Here is a 23,685-nt window from a genome sequence, read left to right as displayed (position 1 = left end):
AAGCTCGAAAAAACCGAAGCGATGAGATCGAACCATGAATGTGCGATTTATTGCTCTTGACCCGCGAAACCGAGCGCAACCAGATTTAGATAATCTGCTGTCCCATGGAACGGATCAATTGGCTATCGCGTGTGCTTTTCTGACGCCGGGCGGAGTGGAGACGCTGAAGCGACATGCCGCGCGGCTGAAACAACCCAATTCCTTCGTGGTTGTAGCATGGGACACTCCCACCAGTCTCGACGCCTTAAACGAGCTGCACACATTCATCCCCGGCAAGCTATATGTTCATTTGGGATCGCTGACGCCGGTCGAGCGTGGCGTAGGACCGGGACTCATGCATTCCAAAGTATTTTTCGCCAGAGCCGGAGAGCAGTGCCGGCTCTGGACGGGCAGCCATAACTTGACCGCCTCCGCCATGCAGGGCGTTAACTGTGAAGCGGCGGTTCTGATCGAGGGCAATAGAGGTGAGGCCGTGTTCACCGACGCGCTAACGCATCTAAACCAGTGCCGCGCGGAGGCAATGCTTTTCGATCCGCTTAATCCGCCACCACCCTTGACCCCCGAGCAGACGTTGGTGATCCACGCGGAATGCCACACGGTCTTGAAACCTCATCCGTGGTTCGTGCATCTACTGCCGGACAACACAGACTACGACAAAGCGATGCGACCGCCGGCTGCGGTATGGCTTTATCTGTATGATCGCGGGACGCTTCAACCTGGAACTCGCCGTCCATCTGCCGTTGCAGCCTATTCTGGCACTCTTACCGCTTTGAATTTCACCGAACGCCATCCTCGGTATCGCGGCATTTCTGCAGACTGGAGTGCTGCTGATTACGTCGTTGAATTTAAGGGTGGGATTCCATGTTTGACGGAGCCTGCTCCACATAGGATCACTCCCTCGCAAGGTATCTTGCGGATGGAGACAAAAGAAACTACGGACACTGTGTGGCTGACGGAGAGTCCGAAGCCGGCTCTGGAGAGAGTTGTGGGTGAGCAGCATCTTTCTCAAATTGACCCGGAGTTTCGGCAATTCTTCACGACGAAGTCGTTGAGAGAAAACCAATTGCTGCATCAACAGTATCGAAGTGTAAGGACGGTCATCCGCATTCCGAGAAAGGAAATGGGATTCGTCGAGCCAGCTCAAATATTGACTCGTCTCGAGGCGCCGGGGAACGTCGAGATTGTCATCGACGAAGGATTGGAAGCAGAGGACAGATTCGCCTTCATTTATCGCGCGAAGTACCGCACATGATCCCAGCCCGAGCCCTCGGCTGCCAGACTGCTTCTCACTGGGGGGTGGAAGGCTAGACAGCTTACGTGGGCTCGCGATCGTGGGGTGAGAAGCCGTTGTCAGGACTTGCTCATTCGGCCAAAGGCCGAGTTCTTCCATAACAATGGATATGCGAAGATCGGGGGCTGTCAGTTAAGGTCCAGCAGCTTCGTCGCGTCATTCAGGTGAACAAGTTCCGCTGAAAGCCGATCCTTTGAAAGCGACAGCTTGGCCGTCTTCTGTAGAACCTCTCTCGCACTAAGCAGCTCAGTTTTGTAGCGTTCGAAGAGCTCGTTCGCTTCGTCCGACGTTAGGTCGGGGCTCGTGATCATCTGCTGGTATAGCGTAAGAAGAAGAGCTTTTGCTCGTTTCCATCCTTCCTCTCCCGAAAGGACGGATTCGAGTGCTTGTTTCCGAAGCGAATAAAAGGGCAAGCTGCTTTCGTCCGCTCGTCGGGCGTATCCGAGCAGGGAATACAAGACGTAGTCTTGAGATTCGAATTTCTGCTGCCTGCTCGCATCTTTCCCCACCGACAACCGGCCATTTTCTACGACTAAATCCTTGTAAGGAAGGTCGCCTGTGGCCGTCAGAAGCCAACACGAGGATGAAAGGCCAGAGATGTCCGATGTGTCTATTTCCAAGCGATTTCCGAAAAGGGGGACCGTATCACCCAGATCGATCAATGCCTCTAGTCCATCGATGAAGGCGTTGCCAACTTTCGAAAGAAGACCAATGTCGGCAGGAATTCCCACGGCGGTGGAAAGGCCCTCTACGAACTTAAGTGTCTTCTTTGCGAAATTGTCTCGCTTCACCTTATAGAGCATCAAACTGAGTGCGACGTTACCGCCGCGGAACGGATGAGGTCCAGCGACCAAAATGTCATTGAATAGGAGGGCGTGAGCTGCTTGGTTGGATTTTTGCTTGAGTAGGTCGGAGCCGACGACGAACGGAACGGATAGCTTCTTTCCGTCATACAAGAATTCTGTAACCGCAATTAACATTGGATCATAGGTGTCCCAGAGCGACCTTCCTTCCTTTAGAAAGAGCTCATTCACCCTCACAGCAAAGTAGCCTGCATCTTTTGGAATTCTAGCTCCAAACGCGTCTGCAGGTTCGCACATCGTTGCTGGCACTCTGAGCAGGCTCGGGGTTGGATAAGGCGATGATATGATCCGGCTCGCCAGACTCTCCAATCTTTCCAGAAATGAAGCCATCATCATTTGCCCTCACAAGGTTGGCGGTCACGTCCTGCAAATAAGTTTCTAACTTCGATAGGTGAGAATCTGTTGCTTCCTTCGAACCCGGCGACTGCACAGGCGAGATCACGTAGTTCGTCCAATGTCATCGCGTCCAGCTTAGTCTCGTAAGCCGAACTCAAGTCCCAGATCCGAAATACGGCAGGATCGAGAAAACCCGACTGTGATACTGCGACCAGCCAACGACCGTCCGGGCTAAGTTCTATCCGAACGATCGAATCGAGAGGCGCTGCCGGAAGTAAGGGCTGTGCTCGAACGAGCGTACCTAATCCTTCTTTTGAGGCTTCGAGCAGGTCGATGCCTTCGGCTCCCAGCCAGGCCAGCCGCCAAAGATTATCAAGTTTTACGCCAGTGATTAAGGGCCGCGAGAAGCCAAATCGCGGTCTAATAGGTGCACTCTGTCTCGCTTCATATATGCCAAGTCGCAGTGGCTCCGATGTTCCGGTGCGGAAAATCAAAATCTCTGATCGGGACGGTCGGATCAATATCGCTGAATCATCTCGGGCGAAGCCGATCGGTTCTAAGAATAGCTCGGGTCCTTGGCCGACCATATCCCGGCCTTCCTTGCCGAGCTTCGATTGCTCTGCAATCGCGCCAACCTGGTTTTTGGAGGAAGGCGTAGACCGACTAGTTTGCAAGAGTTCTTTGTTGCTCGAAAGAAACGCAATCTTGTCGCTGTACTGAGAATAAACTGGCCAGAGAGGATAGCTCCAAGCGAAATGCCTCACCTCACTCGCAACAAACTTGTTGCCAGAAAGCGAAATGTCGAGAAAGTGATATACTCGCGGAGAATTTGTAACCTGAGTTACGCGCACGCGCCCATCTGTGATTTCGACCCATGTGAACCCAGCAGTCCCGAACTCGGCTGGCAATAAGGACTTGAGTTCAAGCCTCAGCGGTTGATCTGGCTTGGCGTCCGTTGGCCACCAATATAGATAGCCATTTTGATATGCGACTGGTCTCGCTGCGCCCGAAATGTACCCGACTGCCGATTGAGATTGATCGTCTGCTGAGCGGGGAGGTATGTTTCCAATGAGTTGCTCGGTCTGAGGCTTGTCAATTGACTGAACCCAAACCTTTCCCTGCCGGTCGAGGCTCACGATTCGATCGTCATTGAAGCCAATTGCCATTGATGGTTGGCTCACGAAGACCGGAGACCGTATTAGGTTCTGCCTGAGACTGCGGACATGCCCCGCATGCGACAGTTGTTTCGATAATAATCCGCTCGATTCAATTGCTGCTTCGAGAGTTAGGAGGACGCGGCTCCTATAAATTGGGGTGCTGTCATTGTCGGATAATGTTGCCATCAACTGCAAGGACTGCGATCTGTTCTGATAGATTTGCCAGAGCACGATCGCTGCACCGATGAGGATGAGCCCTGAGGTAATTGCGAGGGCAATTTTGAAGCGGCGCGCAGCGCGACGTTCTTTCAGAATATCTTCGCGAGCTTCACGCCATTGAAACAGCGAAGGGGCCAATGCATCATGCCCTAGACTGAATTGGGTGGCTCCTGCTCCCTCCGAGATCCTAAGCAACCCTGAGTGCTCGGACGCCATCTCCTTGAGGCCTTGTGAGATGTTCCCATCGATTCCTCTTGATTTGGCATCTTCGACAATACCCTCCTCGTCGACAAGCAGGCTGGTCAAGACTCCGCCTTCTTGCCTTGCGACGAGATTGGCTAACACCTCCTGCCACCTGGAAATCTCTACTTCGCTTGGGTTCGCACGCTTTAAAGTCCTTAGGACGTCTCGAATCGAGTTTTCAATAAACGCATTCACCCGTCCGTCAACGCGGCCAAGTCGGTCGTAGTCTCGCAGGGAAATCATACGGCACGTTTCCGGCCGACTATCTCCAACAACAGAGCGAAAGAGATCGCGACAGACTATCTGCATCACAGGTAGAATGCTGGACTCGCCACAATGTTGGAGTAGATCAGTCGCGATCTGCCGTGCAACGCTTTCCTCAAACGCGAAGTTATAGATTTTCCGCGGAGGACCATATGGACCAATAGATTCATCAAGCGTGGGACGCACGATGGTTGCTACTATTTGATCTTCGGTTCTTAGACCATGCAGCATGTATTGATCGAGGGAAGTTCGCGAGGTCGATACGATCAAGTTAGGATCGATACGAAGCTGATCGCAAAACTGCCCGTAATACTCGGTTCGGATCGAAACAATGAGCTTCAGGTCTATATGTCTGATGCACAGCTCTTCGATCAGATAGAAAAAGGCCGCCTTGGTCTCGGGGGAGCTTCCTAAAGTAAAAATCTCCTCACCCTGATCGATTGTAAAGAGAATGGGTCGAGATGATGCCGCGGAGACATAGTGGAACGCCTCCAGGAGGCGGTCAGCAGTTGAGATCTGGTCGACTGCTGGCTCCGCCTGGAGCAATGAAAGAGCTTTCTCTCTGCCGATCTGTCCCAATATGGCGGAGCAGTCAGGGTCGATCAGGCGAAGTTGCAGGGTGTGTCGAAGTTGGCGGAGAGGGTCCGCCGTGCATCTAACCAGCAATGGCTCTTCGCCAGCGCCTGCGCTCTCAAAACTATAGAATCGAGCACGTCGAAGTTCCGGAAGAAGGCCTGCTCGCAAGAACGAAGACTTGCCAGTTCCGCTTCGACCATGAAGTAGAAGTACCTTGTTTGTTGCGGAGCCGAGGATCGCCGCGCAATTGCTTACGTCCGAATCTCGCTCGCCGAAGAGCGGCGCGTCTGTTCGTTGAAAAAAATTTAGTCCCTTGTATGGTTCTGCCGGCCATTGAATTATTGCCTCCGAGGCAGCCCTCACTTCAAGCTTTTCTGGGGCGAGCAAGATCATGCAGCTTCTCCCCTCGGAGGGGCGGCTAATTTGAAATCCGGTTGGGCGTAGCAGGAGTAAAGCAGGTTGAGTGGGAAGAAGTCGTCTCGTGCCCTCAAGGAGGCGAAGGCTTCTTGCACGGATACCCTGTCTACGCACATCTTCTGCATAAATGCAGCGCCGTATCGGGTGGCGAAGACATTAGATAGTTCTGCTTCGCTGCCAACGAAGCCAAAGAAACCTTTGCTGGCAGTCACCGAGAGGAAGCTGCTGCCTAGTAGCCCAGCGCCCGTACGACATCCGTTTATGAAACAGATCGTATTTGACCTTGCGCCCGCGCGCTTTCGGAACGTGGCTGAAAAGCCATTGGCGTCTAGTATATACTTTGGATCATCAGTGTCCTCCGAGAGGAAGATGTTCTGACCATCCGAATGGCCGAAGATGTAGATGATACTGTCAGCGTCCTCGCTTTTGCGCCATTTCTGCCTACAACTGTCCCAGTCTGTCGTGTTGCCAATTTCGAGGTTCAGCAAGTGATCAACGACTGTCGTTTCAGCATCGGTTAGGAGCGACTTGGCGTCGTTGAAGTGCTTTGCGTGTAGTGCGTGTAAAACAAAGGGGGCGCGGCTTTCGCTTTGAGGGGCCTTCAGAAACGTCGTCCGGCTATAGCTAACGTTGATGTCAAATACGTTTGTCCAGAAGTCCCGAAAGTCGTCTAAGGTCCCCGAAGCCGGCGGTAGCGAATCGAGGTCGCCCCGAAAGACGAAGCCCCAGGGGACATGTATCGGCGTTCCGGAGATCACGACTGTTAGAGGAACTTGCCCGCTGATGGACGATATCAACGAGCGCGCTTCATCAGCCGAACCTTGATCGCCGCTGGATCTGTTTAGCAAAGCTTCGGCCAGATGAGCGCCGGCGCGAACTAAGTCCACGTAGTAGGACGAGTAATCCGGCTTCGTTTTCGTGATTTCACACTGGCGATAATGTTCGCTCAGAGCATTGAGAACCTCTCGGACCCCTTCACTGGCCTTTGTAACAAGAGTGCCGCTTACGCAATAGGGCTGCAAATCGCTGAAATGATCACTCCAAACGAGCTTGAACTCGTCCCCTTCCTCGGGCGAAACACTTAATCGATATCCGGCACGCACGGCGGCCCTCAATAAATCGCGAGTGGCAAATCTTTGGGTGGGATAGCGAGGCATCCCTTAAATTGTAACTAGTCTGATGCGCTACTTAAGGAAGATCAAGGGCAATCTTGCTGGCTAGCGGCTTCCCGAGATTGGACAGCGCAGCTGTCCGTATTGGGCTGCACGAACTAGGGCTCAGCTCGATCAAGGCAATCCCGGTGTACTCCCCTTTCGAAAATCTTGAGTGCGACCAATCCAATCTCATCGATTGCTGACGCTGCACGAATTCCATGATTTCCAATAAGCGAAACTCGAACGAAGCCCTGGCTCCCCTATAGATTGCATTGAAATAGAATGTCTCTTTCGGCGATTGACAATCTATAAGGGTGGTGAGATTGTTACGCAATTATTAAATTGATTTACGCGCTTGGAGGGGCAGGCGTGTCGCATGTTCCATCTGCAGGTTTTTTCGTGTGGTTGAGAGCGGCGTGCGTGACGCCGCCCGTCGATAGCTCGCCGCTTCACGTCGCTGTTGACCCCTGCAACGATCACATAGGCCAGTGAGCCAAAATTGGCTGGCAAGAAGTATTCTCAGTTGAACTAACGAGTTGCGAGGAACGATTTTTCTATTTCGGATGCAGTTGTTTTCCTGAACAGTCTTCTGTGTCGCCGCCGTAATCGTCGGCGGTGGGGGGGTGCATGCGTACGATCGTGTGCGTTGCTTTTGGGGCATTGATGTTCGCCGTTGCTGGCTGTACCTCAACGCAGGTAGGCCCTGTGCGTCCAATCACGATTGCCGACGACGTCGCATACGTTAGGCCTCTTGCAGAGCAAGACCTGTCGACGTTCTATGCCGCGCCTCCTTCGACGCAGGCATCTGTCCGAAATCAAATTCTTACCGCGCGAATGTATATCGCCGACATGGAGTATCACTATTACGAAGCGCGCTTGACCAGGGAGATGCAGGAGGAAGGAGTCGCCGCGACTTTGGCAAGTCTTGGTCTTACGACGGCATCGACTTTGGTAACTCCCGTTGCGACGAAATCTATCCTGTCAGGAACCGCCGCTGCTGTCATTGGAGCGGACAAAGCTTACAACGAAAAGGAATTACTAAGTAACACGATGCAAGCCCTGCAAACGCAAATGCGAGCGGACCGAAAGATGCAGGCAGCGGTTATATTTGCCAAGATGTATAAGAACGCCGGCAACAACGCAAAGATCGTAACGTCGATTGCCGAATATACGTTGCCAATGGCGCTATCCGACGCCGAAACCTATTATCAGGCCGGCACCATTGCGTCCGCTCTTATCGGTCTTTCGAAGACCGTGGCAAATGCGGATCGTAACGCTGATCAGGCCAAATCTCAGAACGGACCAAATCCAGCAGCGGTCTCCGATGCGAAAAGTATCGCGGCGCCAATCGTCAACTAACCTTTACGATAAGGCGGAGGTCGCCATATCTCGACTCTCTCGCCGCCATCTAAACCGGGATGGAAATTGTCGAATTACTTGGTCGAGCGTGCGCTACCTTAAGATGCCGCGATAACGTGACAGTTTGTGCAAAAGAGAACTACGAGACCGATTTTATCATATTGGCTGCAGTGCTTTCCTGAAGAGCTTTGGTTTCGTCGCCACGATCCTAGTGGGCGGTGGGGGGATGTTGCATGCGTACTTTCGTGTGCGTTGCTTTTGGGACATCGATGTTCGCCGTTGCTGGCTGTACCTCAACGCAGGTCGGCCCTGTGCGTCCCATCGCGATTGCCGACGACGTCGCATACGTTAGGCCTCTTGCAGAGCAAGACCTGTCGACGTTCTATGCCGCGCCTCCTTCGACGCAGGCATCTGTCCGAAATCAAATTCTTACCGCGCGAATGTATGTCGCCGACATGGAGTATCACTATTACGAAGCGCGCTTGACCAGGGAGATGCAGGAGGAAGGAGTCGCCGCGACTTTGGCAAGTCTTGGTCTTACGACGGCATCGACTTTGGTAACTCCCGTTGCGACGAAATCTATCCTGTCAGGAACCGCCGCTGCTGTCATTGGAGCGGACAAAGCTTACAACGAAAAGGAATTACTAAGTAACACGATGCAAGCCCTGCAAACGCAAATGCGAGCGGACCGAAAGATGCAGGCAGCGGTTATATTTGCCAAGATGTATAAGAACGCCGGCAACAACGCAAAGATCGTAACGTCGATTGCCGAATATACGTTGCCAATGGCGCTATCCGACGCCGAAACCTATTATCAGGCCGGCACCATTGCGTCCGCTCTTATCGGTCTTTCGAAGACCGTGGCAAATGCGGATCGTAACGCTGATCAGGCCAAATCTCAGAACGGACCAAATCCAGCAGCGGTCTCCGATGCGAAAAGTGCCGCAGAGCCGATCGTCGACGTGTCAGCACCTCTTGCTCGCCGCGTCGGCTTCACGATCCGCCAATCCATCCCGAGTAGTCCCCGATCTCCGTTGCCAGGCGTGGCCGGGCAACCCGGCGGTCCCAAATCCGAACCTGTGATTGAGGGAGCACAAACGGAGGTGGAAAGAAGTTTGTCTGTTTCCCTTGGTAAACAGATCCAAGGGAATCTGTGTGTTTCGGTGCCCGATGGCGACTTTGGAGCAGAGACGCGGGAAGCCATTCGTCAGGCAAAAGTGGCCGCGAACATGAGTAGGGCCAACAGGGCAACGGCTTCGCTCTTTAAGTCTGCTAACAACCAAATTGCCACGAACGACGAGGCCCAAATTTTCCTCAGCGCCAAACACTGCGAACTAGACCGCTCGGGCACAGATCGCGCGTACGCGACAGCTTTTGAGAAGTACCGATTTGCCGACGATGCCTCAATTAAGGACTTACAAAAGGTGCTCGCCGGGTGTGACCCGAAAGTTGAGCCGACCGGAGTATTCGATCAAAGAACGCGTGACGCAATCTCTGTGGCTACGGGCAGGAAGACAGATAAGTTGGACGAGAAGTCGTACGAAACGGTAAGCGGGACCTGTATTCGAGGCTCCCGTCGTTAGGCACATTCGCTCCCGGGAGGCGGGACATGACCGCAATGAAGAAAGTCATCGTGACGCAGTTTTTACGGAGCGAGCCGAAATTCTTGCCGCTCACCTTTATCGACCCCGGTGACGGAGGCGGCAAATTACAAGTTCTATTCGGCGAGCAGGTGAACGTCGGCGCAAAACCAGATGTTGATGAGACAGTCGATGGCAGATCCTTCAAATGGGTCTTCGCCGAAGCAACCGCAGGCCAGCAAGTCGAAAAACGAAAAGGATTTGTTTCAGACGAATTTTTGGGGCCGGATGGCACTGCGATTCCTGTATCAGGAGGTTTTGAGCCGTTCGCTACGCAGGTCAATAAAGAGGATTTTGCGAGCACCTGCTATTTGCAGGCCGCGTTGAATGTAACCAATCCGGCGTATCTTTACGCATTGGCTTTTGCATTGAGTGGTGATCAATGGAGCGCTAGCGACGTCAAGACTGACGATCCCGTTGATGCCCCGGCTGTTGGGGTGTTTCGTTTCCCGAAGGAGACGTGGCAGCGCCTCATATCGGAACCCGAAGCGACAAATGTTCTACCCGAAGAGATCAAATTTCCGGAAGTTCAATGCATTGTGGCGGCGATCTGCGCCGCGAAGTCAGCGAAGCTGCTGAAAGGAAAGATCACGAACCGCGAACTGACTGCCCTGGATCTTTTCCTGGCCCATCTTTTTGCCGACACCCTAAACTTTGGATCGGATGCGGTGGCAGTAATTCTCCGGGCCATGAACGAGAATAAGACGCAGTCGGCAGAAGCTGTCATCAAAGCGATTTATCCGGAGACTGCCGTACGAACTGCATTCTTCGCGCGCAATGCGAACATTTTTAGTGCCGACGGGACCGCAACCATCGAGCAAGCGGTTGCGGTTTGCGAGACCGCGCTAAATGCGGGTTTTGCCGACGCGGGTAGAATAGCTAGTCAGATTGACTCTAACATTTTCGGCGACAACGTCCCCGAAAGTTCGGCGGCGCCGATTCCAGTAGGCGCAGGCAATCGTGGTTCGGAAATCCAGACGACAAAAAGCGTCCCTTGCGCGAAGAACGGCATCGATCGCAGGCAGTTTCTTGACGAGCTCAGGAACCCAACCATCGTAAGGAAATTGGCGGACATGGTGAAGGGCGAAGTAGGCTGGAATGCTCCGCACGACACTAAAATCGTCCAATTGGAGACGGTGTTCAATCGTGCCATTGCTCGCGGCCATTCGCTTGCGCAAGCCCTGCTCTCAACCTCGGAAGACAGGATACGCGGTTATTATCAGGGCGGCCCGAAAGGGACTTATTCCCGTCCGGCAACCACCGCAGAGTTCGAGGACTTCCAGAAAAACGTTTTTCCGGAGGTCGTTGCTGGCTCGAACAAGTCGGAAGAACTGCTCCACTTCATTGCTACGGGCAACGCTTCACCGCCAACGTCTACCGAGCAGTATCGTCGCGGAACGCAAGGCGGCGATCTGCCGACGGCTCTCCCTGGACATCCGGAAAGCTATTTCTATGAGCCCCCATTTCGGTTTCCTTTTAAGCGGCTTCAGGGTACGGAATCTATATCGCTGCCAATAGGAAAATTGTCAGAGCAGCTATCGGATCGCGGTGAGCCTCCCGAGCATATGGACGGCGATACGGAGGGGTACGGTCCTCCCGGGGGCAAGTTCAATGTGAGCGCAGGCACACCAATTGCTCCCGCAAAAGATCACCAAACGATCACACTCGATAATGATCAAGCTGTAACCGTCAATAAGGCGGTCGCGGAACAGTTCCGCGGATTCTTCAACGATCTCGTTAAACTCGGAGCGCCCGTCAAGGGCCTTGGTGGCTTCGGGCTCCGCGGAAATCCTTCGGAGCATCCCATTGGATTCGCAGTCGATTGGGCACAGCGCGGCCGGAATGATGTTGCGTCTGACGTGGGCCAATGGATAGCTGCCAATCTCGAGGTGCTAAAGAAATTGGAGCTGCGATGGGGGCTAAGCGGCGGTGAAAATTGGCATAATCCCGATACCGGTCACTTCTCCATCGAGCGAATCTTTGGCGCTCAGCACTTGAAGGCATCGAAGGAGGCGAGCGCAAGGGGCTAATCACCCCATTTTACGGGTCCGACAATCTGGTCGATGATATACGTATTGCCGTTCCGCCGCTCGACGTGCGCCCTGAACGTGCAAAAGTTATCGTCGTTGCAGTATTTCTGGACGTCCGGCCATGCCCTGCTGTTGTTGGGAATTTCGCATGCTGGCGCGTTCTCGTCGTTGATATCAAGCGTAACTAAGTCGCGGACCCTCATCCCATAGCGATAGCCGTTGCAGTCGATCTCGCTCGCGGATGCTGATGTCGGCAAGGCCAGCAAACAAACCGTCGCAAGTAGGATGTTACGCATTTGCTGTCCTTTCGGGTGGAATATATAGCATCACGCAGGCACTCGCGCACCTGAGCGGATTTTCTGATGCGGATTTTGGTGGACTGAGAGAGCGTGGGGCCTGTCCTGGAGCACGGTTCTCTCCCCGGGGGAGACGACCTCAGCTGCAGCAGTCGAGCAATTCTTTTTCTAGATTCCCTCCCTCCGCCATTTCCACGATTTAGTGCGCCAAGCCGCGATCTTCTACGATTTTGTGCGACCGGCGGCGCGTATGCAGCGCTTACACAACATGCGCGGCCCCGCCAAGAGAAGTTGAGCCCTCTTGGAGCTCCCCCGTTTCTGGCAATCGAAGCCGCAACCGCTCTTATGAGGCAGACAGCGAGAGCGCAAGCAGCGAAAGTACCAATGCCGGCGGCATGACCACAATGCCGAGTTGCAGAAAGCGAAGCGCGCCAACATGCTCACCCTCGCGCCGCAGCGCGATCAGCCACAGGATTGTGGCGAGTGAACCGGTGACTGAAAGGTTGGGTCCGAGGTCGACGCCGATCAGGATTGCGCCGGTGACGTGATGCGACGCCTGCGCGGCTTGCATGGTCGTCGCCGCGATCAGACCCATCGGCAGATTGTTGATGAGGTTCGAGGCGATCGCCGTGATGACGCCGGCGCCCCATGAGGTTGCGTGCGGCGATAGCGCGGCGGTTCGCTCGAGCTCTTCCGCGAGTGCCGGCAGCGCGCCGGTGCGATTGAGGCCCTCGACCAGGATGAACAGTCCGGCGACGAGAGGAAGGACCGACCATGAGATATCGCGCGCGATCGATAGCGGCGATGTGCGGCCGAGCAGGAGCACGATCACGGTCACCATCGCCCCGCAGGCAAATGTCGGGATTCCAAGATCCAGACCCAACGCCGATGTGGCGAGCAGGACCGCCGCCGTCGCGCCGATGCCGGCGGCGACGATCGCGGCACTTCTGGCAAGCACGGCCGGCTCTCCGTCGCGCACATCGACACTACCCGACAGGCTGTTCCGCAGGCTGAGCCGGAGCATGATGAAGGTCGCTGCAATCGCCACGATCGAGGGCAGCAGGAAGTAGTGCAGCCACTGCGGCAGCGTCGGCATCCGCGCGCCGAACAACACGAGGTTGGCCGGATTAGAGATCGGCAGCACGAAGCTGGCGGCGTTGGCGATGAACGCACAGACGAAAAGATACGGCAGCGGCTCGACCTTCGCGGCACGGGTCGCGGCGTAGACCGCGGGCGTCAGCACGACGGCGGTGGCGTCGTTCGACAGGAAAATGGTGACCAGCGTACCGACCGCATAGACGATCGAAAACAACCGCGACGCTGAGTTGCGCGAATGCTTGACGGCGAGTTCGGCGAACCAATCGAACAAGCCCTTTTTCCGAGCGACCTCGGCCAGCAGCATCATGCCGATCAAAAAGAAGTAGACGTCCGTTCCCTTGCCTGCCGCCGCGACGGCGTCTCGCCACGGCAACAGGTCGAAGGCGATCAGCAGGACGGCGCCGGTCACTGCCCAGATGTATTCCGGCAGATTCCAGGGGCGCGCAATGACGCCCAAGGTCGCAAGACCGGCGATTCCCCAGGTCGCGGCGTTGTGAGTGAACATCAGGCGACGCTCGCGGCGCTTGAAACCATTGCATCCGATGCGTGCCCGGGCTTTGTCGCACAAGCAGGCTTCGACAACGGCGCGAAGACGCTCCACAGCGCGACTGAGACCGTGGCGCAGCCACCGAGAATGAGAAACATCGGCCCGTACCCGAACTCCTGCGCGATCCAGCCACCGATCGCAGGGCTGAGCGAGGCACCGATGTTTTGGACCGTCATGACCGCGCCATGGCCGGCATTGATCCGCCCGGTCCCGTCGAGAATCCGCGCGACGAGGCCGGGCACTGCCACGCTCTGCAATCCCGCGCCGACGCCGTCAAGAATCTGTACCGGATAAACGCCCCAGCTGTTCAGGAGCCACGCCGCGATGATGCCCCGGACCGGCAAGGCGATGAACGACACCAGCATGACCAGCCAGTAGCCCTCCCTTTCGGCCATCCGCATCGCAACCAGCGAGGTCAGGATCATGGTGCCCTGGGCGATGACGATGGTCATCGCGACGAAGCTCGCGGGGTCGGCCTGCTTGTCGGCCACGACCGCCAGGCCGTACAGCGGGAGCATCGCCGCATTGCCGAGGTGGAAGAACAGCAGAGTTGCGGCGAGGATCAGCAATGGCTTCGATTCGATCAGCACTTGCAACCCGCTCGCGCGCTTGTCGTCCGTGCTCTCGCGTTCGAGCCCGCGGGCTGCGTCGTCGTCGATGGACGCGCTCGGGATCATCATAACGGAAGCGATCGAGAGAACACCGAAGACCGCCGCGAGCCAGAACACCGCGGTGAAGCCGTACACCCAGCCGACGAATCCGGACAGCCCGGCGCCGACCATGTTGCCGGCGTGGTTGAAGGCCTGGTTACGGCCGTTCTGTCGATTGAAGCCTGCCTGGCGGACGATACCCAGCGTGATGCCGGCGACGGCCGGACCGATCGCGGCGCCGGCAATCGCCGTCGCGACCTGTGAGGCTGCCACGAGCCAGAACTCCTGTGACAGCAGCACGATGCCGGAGGCGACGACACTGCAGATGCCGGGGATGATGACGAACAGCTTCTTGCTGCGCGTGGCGTCGATCAGGGCTCCGGCCGGCGTCGTCATCAACATCCCGGCAACGCCGCCCGCCGTCATCACCGTCCCGATCCAGCCGGCCTGCCAGCCCTGCGCGAGCAGAAATACGCCGAGGAACGGCCCGATGCCGGCCTGCATGTCGGCGATGAAGAAGTTCAGCGCGAGCAGCGGACGGAGCGCCTTCTCTGGACTTGCGCTGTATGAGGCCGTCGGTGCTATCGACACGTTGCATCCCGATGCTTGATTAAACAAACTGCCTGTCCGATGAGATCCTCGACGCACCCGAGCCGGTTGAGTCCGGTTCGGGTCCGGTTTCCTGTTACGGCTGCTCAGAGCGGCGTCAGTCGTCCCCTAAGCGTCAAGCAGCTTCGTGTCCGTTGCCGACGAGCTTGGCTTTCCGGATTCGTCCGCCCAATTCGACGTGCAGTTCGTAGGTCTCGCCGTTGCGCCGGCCGTCTATTTCGAAATGCTTGGGCTTGCGACGGGGCGTACCCATCGGTTCGAACCCGGCCGAGCGAGCGGCCTCGATCGCTGCGGCGGGGTCTGCGGGTTCGTGGTGGGCGTGCTCGGGCTTCTTCTTGTGCTGGATCGTCACGCCCGCGCCATCGCACGCGAAATGCGTCACCTTGAGCTCAGAAGGCTTCTGCTCGCCTTCCAGTTCGACATCGGCTCCGATCCGGAGCTTGACGAGGTCTGCTCCATGCGGCGTGAGATCGGCAAGCACCATGCCTTTCGGGGTCTGAACCACAAAGCGGTGCGCAAAAACGTGCACGATCCTGCCGGACAATTTGATCTGGTCTTCCGACATCCTGATCTCCTGATTTTCTACTGTTCGTGATTTGCTCAAAGCGCTTTGGGCCCAGGGGGCGGTGGCGGTGCTCCGGGCGGTGGTGGCGGGGCGTCAGCCCGCGGTGGTGGGGGTGGTGCCCCTGGGGGCGGCGGCGGAGGCGGCCCGTCGGCCCGCGGAGGCGGCGGTGGCGCGCCGCGAGGCGGATGCGGCGGAGGACCGAAGGCTTCGGTTCGGCCGTGGGCATGCGAGACGATTTGAGCGCGGAAGATCCCCTGATCGAACATTCCCTGGACCGTCACGATCTCTCCCCTGGTGACGGCATCGGCATTATCCCCACGCGGTCTGAGATCGATCAGGGCGCGGCCGCCGCCGTCCTCCATCAAGAACATGTGGCCGAAGATCTCAGCGACGTTGCCGCGCACGGCGGACGGACCGCCGGGTTGCAGCCTGTCGATCGCGGTCGGCTGCAGCAGCATGACGTTGCGCGGCGGCCAATTCTGGGCGACGCGAACGCCAGCGGCACCGGCCGCTGCGCCGGCGACAAGCACGGCAAGCGCGGCCCCTGCCAACAGGCCACGATGCCGGACCTGCCGACGCCCAGGCAGCGACGGGCTCGTATCCCTCTGTGCATCGCTTTCGGTCATTGGACGCTCCTTTCATGATTGCGATGCCTGAAGCCTAGGACACTGTCCCCAATCCAGCCTGAACCGTTCCGTTCAGCTTGAGTTAAGCTTGGGCGCCTAGTTCCGGTCCGAGGTGTGAGCCGAATGAAAATCCTTCTGGTCGAAGACGATCGCCTGCTCGCGCAAGAGATTGCCCGAGCCCTGCGTGAGGAGAATTTCGCGGTCGACATCGCCGCCAACGGCGAGGACGGACAGCACCTCGGCGAAACCGAATCCTACGATGCCGCGGTGCTCGATCTCGGGCTGCCCAAAGTGCCCGGCGTCGAGGTGCTGCGCGGTTGGCGGAAGCAGGGCCGGCACCTGCCGGTGCTGATCCTGACTGCGCGCGACGGCTGGACCGACAAGGTGGAAGGCTTCAAGGCCGGGGCCGATGACTATCTCACCAAGCCATTCCGGATCGAGGAACTGGTCATGCGCCTTCGCGCGCTGGTCCGTCGCGCCTCGGGGCATGCTGTGCCGCGAATTTCCTGCGGACCCCTGAGCTTCGAAACGCAGACCGGCGTGTTCGAGCTCGATGGATTGCCGTTGAAGCTGACCGGGTTGGAGTGGCGTGTTCTCGAATGCCTGATCCTGCGCAAGGACACCGTGGTCGAGCGAGGCCTGCTGTCGGAAAAGGTCTATGAGGGCGACGTCGGGACGGATTCGAATTCCATCGAAGTGATCGTCGCGCGGCTCCGGCGCAAGGTCGGCAAGGCGCTGATCGAGACCGAAAGGGGCCGCGGCTACAAGCTCAACTCGGGATCCCCATGATGAGCCGGAATGCATCGCTCGGCCGGCGCCTCATGATCGGAGCCGGCGTGTTCATCACCGCGGCCCTGATCGTCGCCGCGATCCTGATATCGTTCGTGCTGCATCGATTCGTGCAGGGGCAGATCGATCAGAGGCTCGACGCGCAGATCCTCTTCCTCGCGTCCATGCTTGAAGCCGACGGCGCCGGCAACATTCGTCTGGCGGGATCCGCCGACGGGCCGCCATTCGATCGACGCCGACGCGGCTGGTACTGGCAGATTTTGGGGCCAAAGAACGCCTTGCGGTCGCGGTCGCTCGACGGAGCGGATCTGGCTCCTCCCGATATCAGCAACAGACCCCTGCCGCCCCCGCCGCCGCCTCCCCCGATCGGCGAAGATCCGCCTCCGCGAGAACGCCCGCTGCCTGCCGACGGCAAGGGTCCATACGACAACGTACTCCACTTTCGCATTTTGAACGTCGCGGTGTCCGGCACTCCTGTCACGATCGTGGCCTCCGCGCCGAGAGACGCGGTGCGCGGGCCGTTGTGGGAAGCAATGCGCACGTTGGCCTTGTCGCTCGCGGTGCTCGGCATCGCATTGATCTTAGCGATGCTGATCCAGGTTCGTCTGGGGTTGCGTCCCCTCGAACGACTTCGTCAGGCGGTCGCCGATGTAAGAGCTGGACTTCGCGACAACGTGCCCGACGCGCAGCCGGGCGAGGTGCAGCCATTGGCCACCGAACTGAATGCGCTGCTGGTTCAGAACGCCACCAACCTGGAGCGGGCGCGCAAACACGTCTCGAATCTGGCGCACGGACTGAAAACGCCGCTTGCGACGCTGGCGGTCGCGCTGCAGAAGCAATCGTCAGGCTCAGAGGATCTTCACGGTCTCGTCGTCCTAATGGACCGGCGCATCCGGCATCATCTGGGCCGCGCCCGATCGGCCGCACTTTGCGGTCCGGTTCGGACAAGAACAGTAATCGCGCCACGCGTCGCGGATCTCGGTCTCGTCCTCGGCAAAGTGAACGCCGACAAGACGATCGATTTCGTCAATCATATACCAGCCGGCCTGGCGGTAGCCTGCGAACAGCAGGACGTCGACGAGATGCTGGGAAACGTGCTGGAGAACGCCTTCTCCTGGTGCGGCAGCAAGGTTGTCGTCGAATCTCGCGAGGAGACGCGAAGTGTCGTCCTCGTCGTCGAGGACGATGGACCGGGGCTTTCGCCGGAGCAGATGTCGCAGGCGGTGCAGGCCGGCCAACGGCTCGACGAAAGCTCTCCAGGATTCGGCTTCGGGCTGTCGATCACGCGGGAACTCGCCGAGCTTTACGCCGGATCCCTTAGCCTGGACCGGTCTCCACTCGGGGGACTTCGAGTGGCGATACGTCTGCCGTCCGCGGGGCTGGAGTGAGGGAAATCCCGGATGTCTGGTGCCGGTGACCGGTCCCGCGCTGCCGCGGCGTGGGGACACGCACAATGGATAATCCGGAAGGAGTAGTGGGCTCCCCCATGGGGAGAAATAGCGCGCGCCGATGAACTGCATGAAACTACGACAAAATCACCGATCGGCGAGGGCGGAGATCCCATGGGACAGACCGCAAAAAGGGAATTGCACCCGTTGCGCATGCTGGCGCTGCTGATTCCGCTGCTCACGACCGTTCCGCTGTCAAATGTGGATGCACAGGCGCAACCTGCTGCACCGCGTCAATTGCGCCGTGAGCCGCCGCCGCAAAAGCCGCAGGTGACGATGAATGCCTGGACGATCGGCCTCGCCGGGGGCCTGCTCGAGGGCGCGCCCATTCGTCTCGCGGCCGAAATCGCCCGCGTGGTAGACGATGGCGACAAGCTGCATGTGTTGCCGGTCGTGACGCGCGGGCCGACGGAGAATGTGAACTCACTGCTGTATTTGCGCGGCATCGATGCCGCCATCATCAATTCCGACGTGCTCGAGGAATACAGGAGCCAGGTGCCGGATATCCAGCAACGGCTGGCTTTCGTGCTGAACCTGTTTCCGTCCGAACTGCATATCTTCGTTCGTCCCGAGATCCAAAGCCTGAGCGATCTCGCCGGCAAGAAGGTGAACTTCAATAATCTGGGTACCGCGGCGGCCTATTCGGGGCCGCTGATCTTCAGCCGCCTTGGCCTCGATGTGGAAAAAACGTTCATTCCCCATCAGGTCGCGCTCGAGCAGATGCGCAAGGGCGAGATGGCCGCGGTCGTCTTCATCACCTCGAAGCCGGTGGATGCCTTCGTGCGCGGCCGCTGGGACCCGGGGTTCAAGTTCCTGCCTGTTCCCTATGACAGGAGGTTCGAAGACTTTTATCTTCCCGCCTCGCTCGAGGCCACGGAGTATCCCAATCTCATCAAGCAGGGCGAGCGCGTCACGACAATCGCCGTGCCGACCGCCCTGGTGGCTTTCAACTTTCCGGCCAAATCGAACCGCTATGAGCGCCTTGCGCGCTTCGTGGAGTATCTGTTCTCGCGGATCGACAAGCTGCAGCAGCCGGGCTTCGACCAAAAGTGGAAGACGATCAATCTCGCCGCGACCGTTCCCGGCCTGACGCGCTTCCCCGCAGCGCAGGCGTGGCTCGATCGCGAGCCGCGCGCCGCCGCAAATACATCGCAATGAGACGCGCGGCGACCTGCGCGGTGGCTGGAGTCTTGCTCGCAAGCGGCATTGCTTCGGCGCAGGCGGCAGGATATCGCCAGATCGCTCAGCTCCGCGATTGCTCCGCCAAGGAACGCTCCGAACGGCCGGAGTGCTCCGAGAAGACACCGCGGGCGTCGGCGCTGCCCCAGGCGAACCTGGGTAACAGCTGGGTCGTCAGCCTGACGACTTCACCGCTCGACTATTCACCGGTCGCCACCGCCACGACGTCATCGCGCGACGGTGCTGGCGAAAGCGCAATGACGCTTTCGATTCGCTGCCATGGCGGGCGGAGCGAACTGATCGTCGCGGGCTCCCGCGTGTCCGGTCGCGGCGATGGATATGCGATTTCCTACCGCATCAACGACGGTCCGCCGCAGCAAGTAGCGGCAGCTGTGCCTGCGTCCGGGACCGGCGTTGCGTTCGGCGGTGACGTGGTTCGCTTGCTGCAGTCCCTTCCGGACGGCGGAGGTCTCAATATTCACCTCGCACCCCGTACCGGACCGGCGCTGGATGCGGTGTTTCCGTTGGGCGGGATGGATGTGGTGCGCGCGAAGATCACCGCTGCCTGCAGGTGGCCACAACCGACCGCAAAACCCAACGGCTAGGGATTTCAATAACGTGTCTTTAACAGGAGGTATCCATGCGCGTGTTTCAGCATATTGCGAAGGTAACCATCATCGGAGCCGCAACGGCGCTCCTGGCCGCTTCATACGCTGCGGCGGAGCAAGGCGGCGGACGGTACTGGACACCGACAACAACGAACCGCACTGCGGACTATCAGCACGTTTCAGAAAAGGTCCAAAGGGTTCATATCTCGCGCAAGGCGACCACCCACAAGAGGGAACGATCTCCTCTCGACGCCAACGCCCGGCTTCCATCCAACGCCAAGTCGCACAACCTGATCCTGCAGGTGAACACGAACGATCCCGCAGCCATGAATCTCGCGCTCAACAACGCAGTCAACGTTGCGCAATACTACAAGGATCTCGGCGAGAAGGTGAAAATCGAGGTGGTCACCTTCGGACCCGGCCTGCACATGCTGCGCGACGACACCTCGCCGGTGAAAGCCCGTCTCGAGGAAATGGCGCTGAGCACGCCGGAGGTCTCGTTCAAGGCCTGTGGCAATACCCAGGAAAAAATGCACAAGGCCGAGAACAAGGATATCCCGATTGTTCGCCAGGCGGAGGTGGTGAAGTCAGGCGTCGTGCGCGTGATGGAACTGCAGGAGAAGGGCTGGTCCTATGTGAAGCCGTGACCTGTGGCCTAACCCGAAAGGGGTGGGTGGGGTCCTCCATGCGGGCTGTAGGCTTCGCGCTGCGGTACGGCGCATAATGCCGTACCTCAACAGATCGTGTCGCCACGCGACAGGTGATTGCGGATGGGCCCGGTGATCCTCAAGGACAAGGCAGTTGCCGGCTGCGACATCGCAGATTCGTCGCGCCGCCTGCTGCCCAAGGCGGGACGGTCCGCGCTGTCGTGGACGACTGCTGCCATGCTCGCAATGGTGTGCGCGCCGGAAACACGGGCTTCCCCAGATCCGGCGCGCCCTTCGACGCAACCGCAGCATTCGGCGGCTGCCGGTAGTCCCGCTTTCATCGAAGCGGCAAGGAACGGCGCTCCCGAAGCCTTGCCGCCGGGTCGAGGCGGCAATGACAGACCGGTGCAGGTCGCCCAAGCGAGCGTCGGCGACACGGGGCAGGCCTCGAAACGGGAATACAACTGGGCGGAGTCGCTCTCCTGCGAACTGACGAATGCAAGACGTGACATCGAGTTGCTGCAACGTCTCGAGCAAGAGCGCTATCGGGCCGAGTCGATGGAGCAGAGTCTCGCGGCGGCGCGCCGCGATATCGAGGCCCAGGCCGCGTTGACGGACAAGGCGGCCGAAGAGAAGCAGGCCGCGCAGGGCGGCGCGGAGTTGCTGAACTCCCTGCAAGAGACGCGTGAGCGGGCGGATCGCCTGGAGCGGGATCTGGCGGCAGCGCGGCGTGATGTCGAAACCCAGACCGTGCTGGCGACAAAAACGGGTGAGGAAGCGTCTCGGCTGAAAGCAGCGGCGGAAGGTGGCGCGGCGGATCTGCAGCGGGAGCGCGAGCGGTCCGCGCGGCTCGAGCAGGATCTCGAGGCATTGCGCCGCAACGTCGAGACTCAGACGGCGCTGGCGGCAAAGGCAGGCGAGGAGGTTTCCCAGCTGAAGGGGATGCGTGAAAGCGGCGCTACGGAGCTGCAGTCGGCCCTGCAAAGGGAGCACGAGCGGAGCGCGCAGCTGGAGCAGGATCTGGCGGCAGCGCGGCGCGATGTCGAGACCCAGATGGCGTTGGCGACAACGACAAAGGAAGAAGCCCTGCGGCAGAAGCAGGCAGCGGACGTCGGAGCTGCCGAGCTCAGGCAATTGCGCGAACGAGCCGAGGCGCTGGCGCAAGACCTCTCGCTGTCGCGGAGCTCGATCTATGCATACGAAGCCCAAGTCCGTAAATCCGGAGACGAAGCGACGGAGCTCAGGCAGGCGGTTGCAAGCTGCACGGCTTCGGTCAGCAAATTCACACCCGACGAAGGTGAGCGGTTCGCACGGCTGGAGCGGGACCTTGCGGCTGCCCGCAGCAACGTCGAGACCCAGGCCGCGCTGGCGACCAAAGCCGGCGAGGAGGTTTCCCGACTGAAACAGCAAAGCGAAAGCGGAGCGGCCGAGTCGCAGGGCTCCCTGCAAAAGGAGCGAGAGCGGTCCGAAAGGCTGGAGCAGGATCTTGCGGTCGCGCGGCGTGATGCCGAGACTCAGACCGCGCTGGCGGCAAAGGCGGCCGATGAAGCCCTGCGGCAGAAGCGGACGGTGGAGGCCGGGGCCGCCGAGCTGCGGGACTCGCGTGCCAAGGCCGACGCGCTGACACAGGAGCTTTCCCAGACGCGAAGCACGATCTACGCCTTCGAGGCGCAGGCCCGCAAAGCCGGTGAAGAAGCAGCGGAGCTCAGGCAGGCGGCCGAGAGCGGCGCGGCTTCGGTTCACAAATCCACACCGGACGAACGTGAGCGACTGGTGCGGCTGGAGCAGGATCTTGCGGCTGCGCGCCGCGATGTCGAGACGCAAACCGCGCTGGCGACGAAAGCAGGCGAGGAAACCGCCCGACTGAAGCGGGAAAGGGAAAGCGGTGCGGCGGAGTTGCAGAACTCACTGCAAGCGGCGCGGGCCGACCGGCTGGAGCAGGAACTCGCGGCAGCGCGGCGCGATGTCGCGACCAAGACGGCGCTGGCGACGAAAGCAGACGAGGAAACGTCCCGGCTGAAGGCGGTGGAGAAGAGCGGTGCGGCCGAGCTGCAAAAGGAGCATGAGCGGTCCGCCCGGCTGGAGCAGGATCTTGCGGCGGCGCGCCGTGATATCGAGAGCAAGGCCGTGCTGGTGACCGAGGCGGGCAAGGAAACGTCCCGGCTGAAGGCGGTGGAAAAGAGCGGTGCGGCCGAGCTGCAAAAGGAGCGTGAGCGGTCCGCCCGGCTGGAGCAGGATCTCGCGGCGGCGCGACGTGACGTCGAGAGCAAGGCCGTGCTGGTGACCGAAGCGGGCAAGGAAACGTCCCGGCTGCAAGCTGTGGGAAAGAGCGCTGCGGCGGACCTGCAAAAGGAGCGTGAGCGGTCCACGCGGCTGGAGCAAGATCTGGCGGCAGCGCATCGCGACAGCGAGACCCAGACGGCGCGGGCGGCAAAGGCAGGCGAGGAAATCTTGCTGCAGAAGCAGGCGGCGGAAGCCAGCGCTGCCGAATTGAGACAATTGCGCGCCAGGATCGACGTGCAGCCCCAGCACCTCCCTTTGTCGCGGAGCGCAATCCATGCGTATGAAGCCGAGGATCGCAAGGCGCACGGCGCGGCGTTGACGACCGGTGCAACCGCGCGGGACAAGTCCATCGAAGTGGCCACCAATCCAACCGCCGAACAGACGCGAGCGGCGCCTGCTCGCGCGGTTGCCCAGCCTGCTCCCGAGCAGGCCGCGGAAGCCGGAGGGTTGGTTGCGCGGGCGAGCTCCTTGTTGCGTCAGGGCGACATAGGCGCGGCGCGGCTTGTACTCGAGCGCGCCGTGGAAATGGGCAGCGCCCAGGCGAGCTTCGCGCTGGCAGAAACCTACGATCCCCTGATTCTTGCGAAGTGGGGGACTTACGGCACGCGCGGCGACGAGCGCAGGGCGCAAGACCTCTACGCCAAGGCCAACGCCGCGGGAGTCCATGAGGCGAAATCGCGTCTGGAAGCGCTGCGCCGATAGCGCATGTGCCAATCCACCGGCAATTTCACCGCAATCGTCCTAACGACGGGCGCCACCGCGACGAGCTTCGCTCTCACGCGCGTGGCGCC

General features: G+C 59.0%; 18 protein-coding genes. 11 read left to right on the top strand and 7 right to left on the bottom strand.

Annotated elements, in window-relative coordinates:
- Positions 1-34: 34 nt before the first annotated feature.
- Positions 35-1,252 carry a hypothetical protein gene (locus ACVI1L_RS11650; protein ID WP_456707979.1) on the top strand — a complete coding sequence of 406 codons (1,218 nt, stop codon included), beginning with the start codon at positions 35-37 and terminating at the stop codon, positions 1,250-1,252.
- A gap of 167 nt (positions 1,253-1,419) precedes the next feature.
- Here ACVI1L_RS11650 and ACVI1L_RS11645 read toward each other — a convergent pair whose 3' ends face one another.
- The 3 genes from ACVI1L_RS11645 to ACVI1L_RS11635 are packed head-to-tail and all read right to left on the bottom strand — an operon-like array spanning position 1,420 to position 6,469.
- Positions 1,420-2,484, bottom strand: coding sequence for a hypothetical protein (locus tag ACVI1L_RS11645; protein ID WP_456782926.1), 1,065 nt, complete (start codon positions 2,482-2,484; stop codon positions 1,420-1,422).
- Positions 2,485-2,486: 2 nt separating this feature from the next.
- Complete coding sequence (locus tag ACVI1L_RS11640) at positions 2,487-5,342, bottom strand: nSTAND1 domain-containing NTPase (protein WP_456782925.1); 2,856 nt, start codon at positions 5,340-5,342, stop codon at positions 2,487-2,489.
- Positions 5,339-6,469, bottom strand: coding sequence for a hypothetical protein (locus tag ACVI1L_RS11635; protein WP_456782924.1), 1,131 nt, complete (start codon positions 6,467-6,469; stop codon positions 5,339-5,341). Before ACVI1L_RS11635 ends, ACVI1L_RS11640 begins: the two co-directional genes overlap by 4 nt.
- A gap of 678 nt (positions 6,470-7,147) precedes the next feature.
- Between ACVI1L_RS11635 and ACVI1L_RS11630 the strand changes: the two genes are divergently transcribed.
- The 3 genes from ACVI1L_RS11630 (at position 7,148) to ACVI1L_RS11620 (ending at position 11,549) form a co-directional block, all read left to right on the top strand.
- On the top strand, positions 7,148-7,879 hold the full coding sequence (locus ACVI1L_RS11630) for a hypothetical protein (protein ID WP_456782923.1): 732 nt from the start codon (positions 7,148-7,150) through the stop codon (positions 7,877-7,879).
- A 233-nt stretch (positions 7,880-8,112) separates the two neighbouring features.
- The gene (locus tag ACVI1L_RS11625; RefSeq protein ID WP_456782922.1) at positions 8,113-9,462 is read left to right on the top strand and encodes a hypothetical protein; all 1,350 of its coding nucleotides are present in this window, start codon (positions 8,113-8,115) and stop codon (positions 9,460-9,462) included.
- Between the two features lie 26 nt (positions 9,463-9,488).
- Positions 9,489-11,549 (top strand): hypothetical protein, encoded by a 2,061-nt coding sequence (locus ACVI1L_RS11620; RefSeq protein WP_456782921.1) that lies wholly within the window; start codon positions 9,489-9,491, stop codon positions 11,547-11,549.
- On the opposite strand, the gene ACVI1L_RS11615 is transcribed toward ACVI1L_RS11620, so the two are convergent.
- The 4 genes from ACVI1L_RS11615 to ACVI1L_RS11600 all read right to left on the bottom strand — a co-directional run bounded on the left by ACVI1L_RS11615 (position 11,546) and on the right by ACVI1L_RS11600 (position 15,314).
- Positions 11,546-11,845 carry a hypothetical protein gene (locus tag ACVI1L_RS11615; RefSeq protein ID WP_456782920.1) on the bottom strand — a complete coding sequence of 100 codons (300 nt, stop codon included), beginning with the start codon at positions 11,843-11,845 and terminating at the stop codon, positions 11,546-11,548. The genes ACVI1L_RS11620 and ACVI1L_RS11615 overlap by 4 nt on opposite strands.
- A 343-nt stretch (positions 11,846-12,188) precedes the next feature.
- Positions 12,189-13,448 (bottom strand): arsenic transporter, encoded by a 1,260-nt coding sequence (locus ACVI1L_RS11610; RefSeq protein ID WP_456782919.1) that lies wholly within the window; start codon positions 13,446-13,448, stop codon positions 12,189-12,191.
- Positions 13,448-14,644: an MFS transporter gene (locus ACVI1L_RS11605; protein WP_456785540.1), complete on the bottom strand. Its 1,197-nt coding sequence runs from the start codon at positions 14,642-14,644 to the stop codon at positions 13,448-13,450. Before ACVI1L_RS11605 ends, ACVI1L_RS11610 begins: the two co-directional genes overlap by 1 nt.
- Positions 14,645-14,864: 220 nt before the next feature.
- Positions 14,865-15,314 (bottom strand): hypothetical protein, encoded by a 450-nt coding sequence (locus tag ACVI1L_RS11600; protein WP_057021152.1) that lies wholly within the window; start codon positions 15,312-15,314, stop codon positions 14,865-14,867.
- Between the two features lie 224 nt (positions 15,315-15,538).
- Here ACVI1L_RS11600 and ACVI1L_RS11595 point away from each other — a divergent pair, with 224 nt between their 5' ends.
- The 7 genes from ACVI1L_RS11595 (at position 15,539) to ACVI1L_RS11565 (ending at position 23,596) form a co-directional block, all read left to right on the top strand.
- Positions 15,539-15,958 (top strand): hypothetical protein, encoded by a 420-nt coding sequence (locus ACVI1L_RS11595; RefSeq protein WP_057021153.1) that lies wholly within the window; start codon positions 15,539-15,541, stop codon positions 15,956-15,958.
- Positions 15,959-16,063: 105 nt separating this feature from the next.
- Entirely contained in the window at positions 16,064-16,729 is a 666-nt protein-coding gene (locus tag ACVI1L_RS11590) for a response regulator transcription factor (protein WP_076834811.1), read from the top strand.
- Positions 16,729-18,117, top strand: a complete 1,389-nt coding sequence (locus ACVI1L_RS11585; RefSeq protein WP_316395468.1) for a sensor histidine kinase — start codon at positions 16,729-16,731, stop codon at positions 18,115-18,117. Before ACVI1L_RS11590 ends, ACVI1L_RS11585 begins: the two co-directional genes overlap by 1 nt.
- A gap of 213 nt (positions 18,118-18,330) precedes the next feature.
- Positions 18,331-19,335 (top strand): TAXI family TRAP transporter solute-binding subunit, encoded by a 1,005-nt coding sequence (locus ACVI1L_RS11580; RefSeq protein ID WP_057021156.1) that lies wholly within the window; start codon positions 18,331-18,333, stop codon positions 19,333-19,335.
- Between the two features lie 32 nt (positions 19,336-19,367).
- Positions 19,368-19,961: a hypothetical protein gene (locus tag ACVI1L_RS11575; protein ID WP_225643109.1), complete on the top strand. Its 594-nt coding sequence runs from the start codon at positions 19,368-19,370 to the stop codon at positions 19,959-19,961.
- 35 nt (positions 19,962-19,996) lie between these two features.
- The gene (locus ACVI1L_RS11570; RefSeq protein WP_057021157.1) at positions 19,997-20,611 is read left to right on the top strand and encodes a DsrE family protein; all 615 of its coding nucleotides are present in this window, start codon (positions 19,997-19,999) and stop codon (positions 20,609-20,611) included.
- Between the two features lie 123 nt (positions 20,612-20,734).
- Positions 20,735-23,596, top strand: a complete 2,862-nt coding sequence (locus ACVI1L_RS11565; RefSeq protein ID WP_456782918.1) for a hypothetical protein — start codon at positions 20,735-20,737, stop codon at positions 23,594-23,596.
- The last annotated feature ends 89 nt before the right edge of the window (positions 23,597-23,685 follow it).

It is taken from the genome of Bradyrhizobium sp. USDA 4516, from assembly GCF_054055915.1.
The sequence above is the reverse complement of the archived record's forward strand: the minus strand, read 5'-3'. Positions and strand labels throughout refer to the sequence as shown.

Coding starts and splice junctions, on each gene's coding strand:
- ACVI1L_RS11650 (WP_456707979.1), top strand. CDS start 35: ATGAATGTGCGATTTATTGCTCTTGACCCGCGAAACCGAGCGCAACCA.
- ACVI1L_RS11645 (WP_456782926.1), bottom strand. CDS start 2,484: ATGGCTTCATTTCTGGAAAGATTGGAGAGTCTGGCGAGCCGGATCATA.
- ACVI1L_RS11640 (WP_456782925.1), bottom strand. CDS start 5,342: ATGATCTTGCTCGCCCCAGAAAAGCTTGAAGTGAGGGCTGCCTCGGAG.
- ACVI1L_RS11630 (WP_456782923.1), top strand. CDS start 7,148: ATGCGTACGATCGTGTGCGTTGCTTTTGGGGCATTGATGTTCGCCGTT.
- ACVI1L_RS11625 (WP_456782922.1), top strand. CDS start 8,113: ATGCGTACTTTCGTGTGCGTTGCTTTTGGGACATCGATGTTCGCCGTT.
- ACVI1L_RS11620 (WP_456782921.1), top strand. CDS start 9,489: ATGACCGCAATGAAGAAAGTCATCGTGACGCAGTTTTTACGGAGCGAG.
- ACVI1L_RS11615 (WP_456782920.1), bottom strand. CDS start 11,845: ATGCGTAACATCCTACTTGCGACGGTTTGTTTGCTGGCCTTGCCGACA.
- ACVI1L_RS11610 (WP_456782919.1), bottom strand. CDS start 13,448: ATGTTCACTCACAACGCCGCGACCTGGGGAATCGCCGGTCTTGCGACC.
- ACVI1L_RS11605 (WP_456785540.1), bottom strand. CDS start 14,644: ATGCAGGCCGGCATCGGGCCGTTCCTCGGCGTATTTCTGCTCGCGCAG.
- ACVI1L_RS11600 (WP_057021152.1), bottom strand. CDS start 15,314: ATGTCGGAAGACCAGATCAAATTGTCCGGCAGGATCGTGCACGTTTTT.
- ACVI1L_RS11595 (WP_057021153.1), top strand. CDS start 15,539: ATGCGAGACGATTTGAGCGCGGAAGATCCCCTGATCGAACATTCCCTG.
- ACVI1L_RS11590 (WP_076834811.1), top strand. CDS start 16,064: ATGAAAATCCTTCTGGTCGAAGACGATCGCCTGCTCGCGCAAGAGATT.
- ACVI1L_RS11585 (WP_316395468.1), top strand. CDS start 16,729: ATGAGCCGGAATGCATCGCTCGGCCGGCGCCTCATGATCGGAGCCGGC.
- ACVI1L_RS11580 (WP_057021156.1), top strand. CDS start 18,331: ATGCTGGCGCTGCTGATTCCGCTGCTCACGACCGTTCCGCTGTCAAAT.
- ACVI1L_RS11570 (WP_057021157.1), top strand. CDS start 19,997: ATGCGCGTGTTTCAGCATATTGCGAAGGTAACCATCATCGGAGCCGCA.
- ACVI1L_RS11565 (WP_456782918.1), top strand. CDS start 20,735: ATGGGCCCGGTGATCCTCAAGGACAAGGCAGTTGCCGGCTGCGACATC.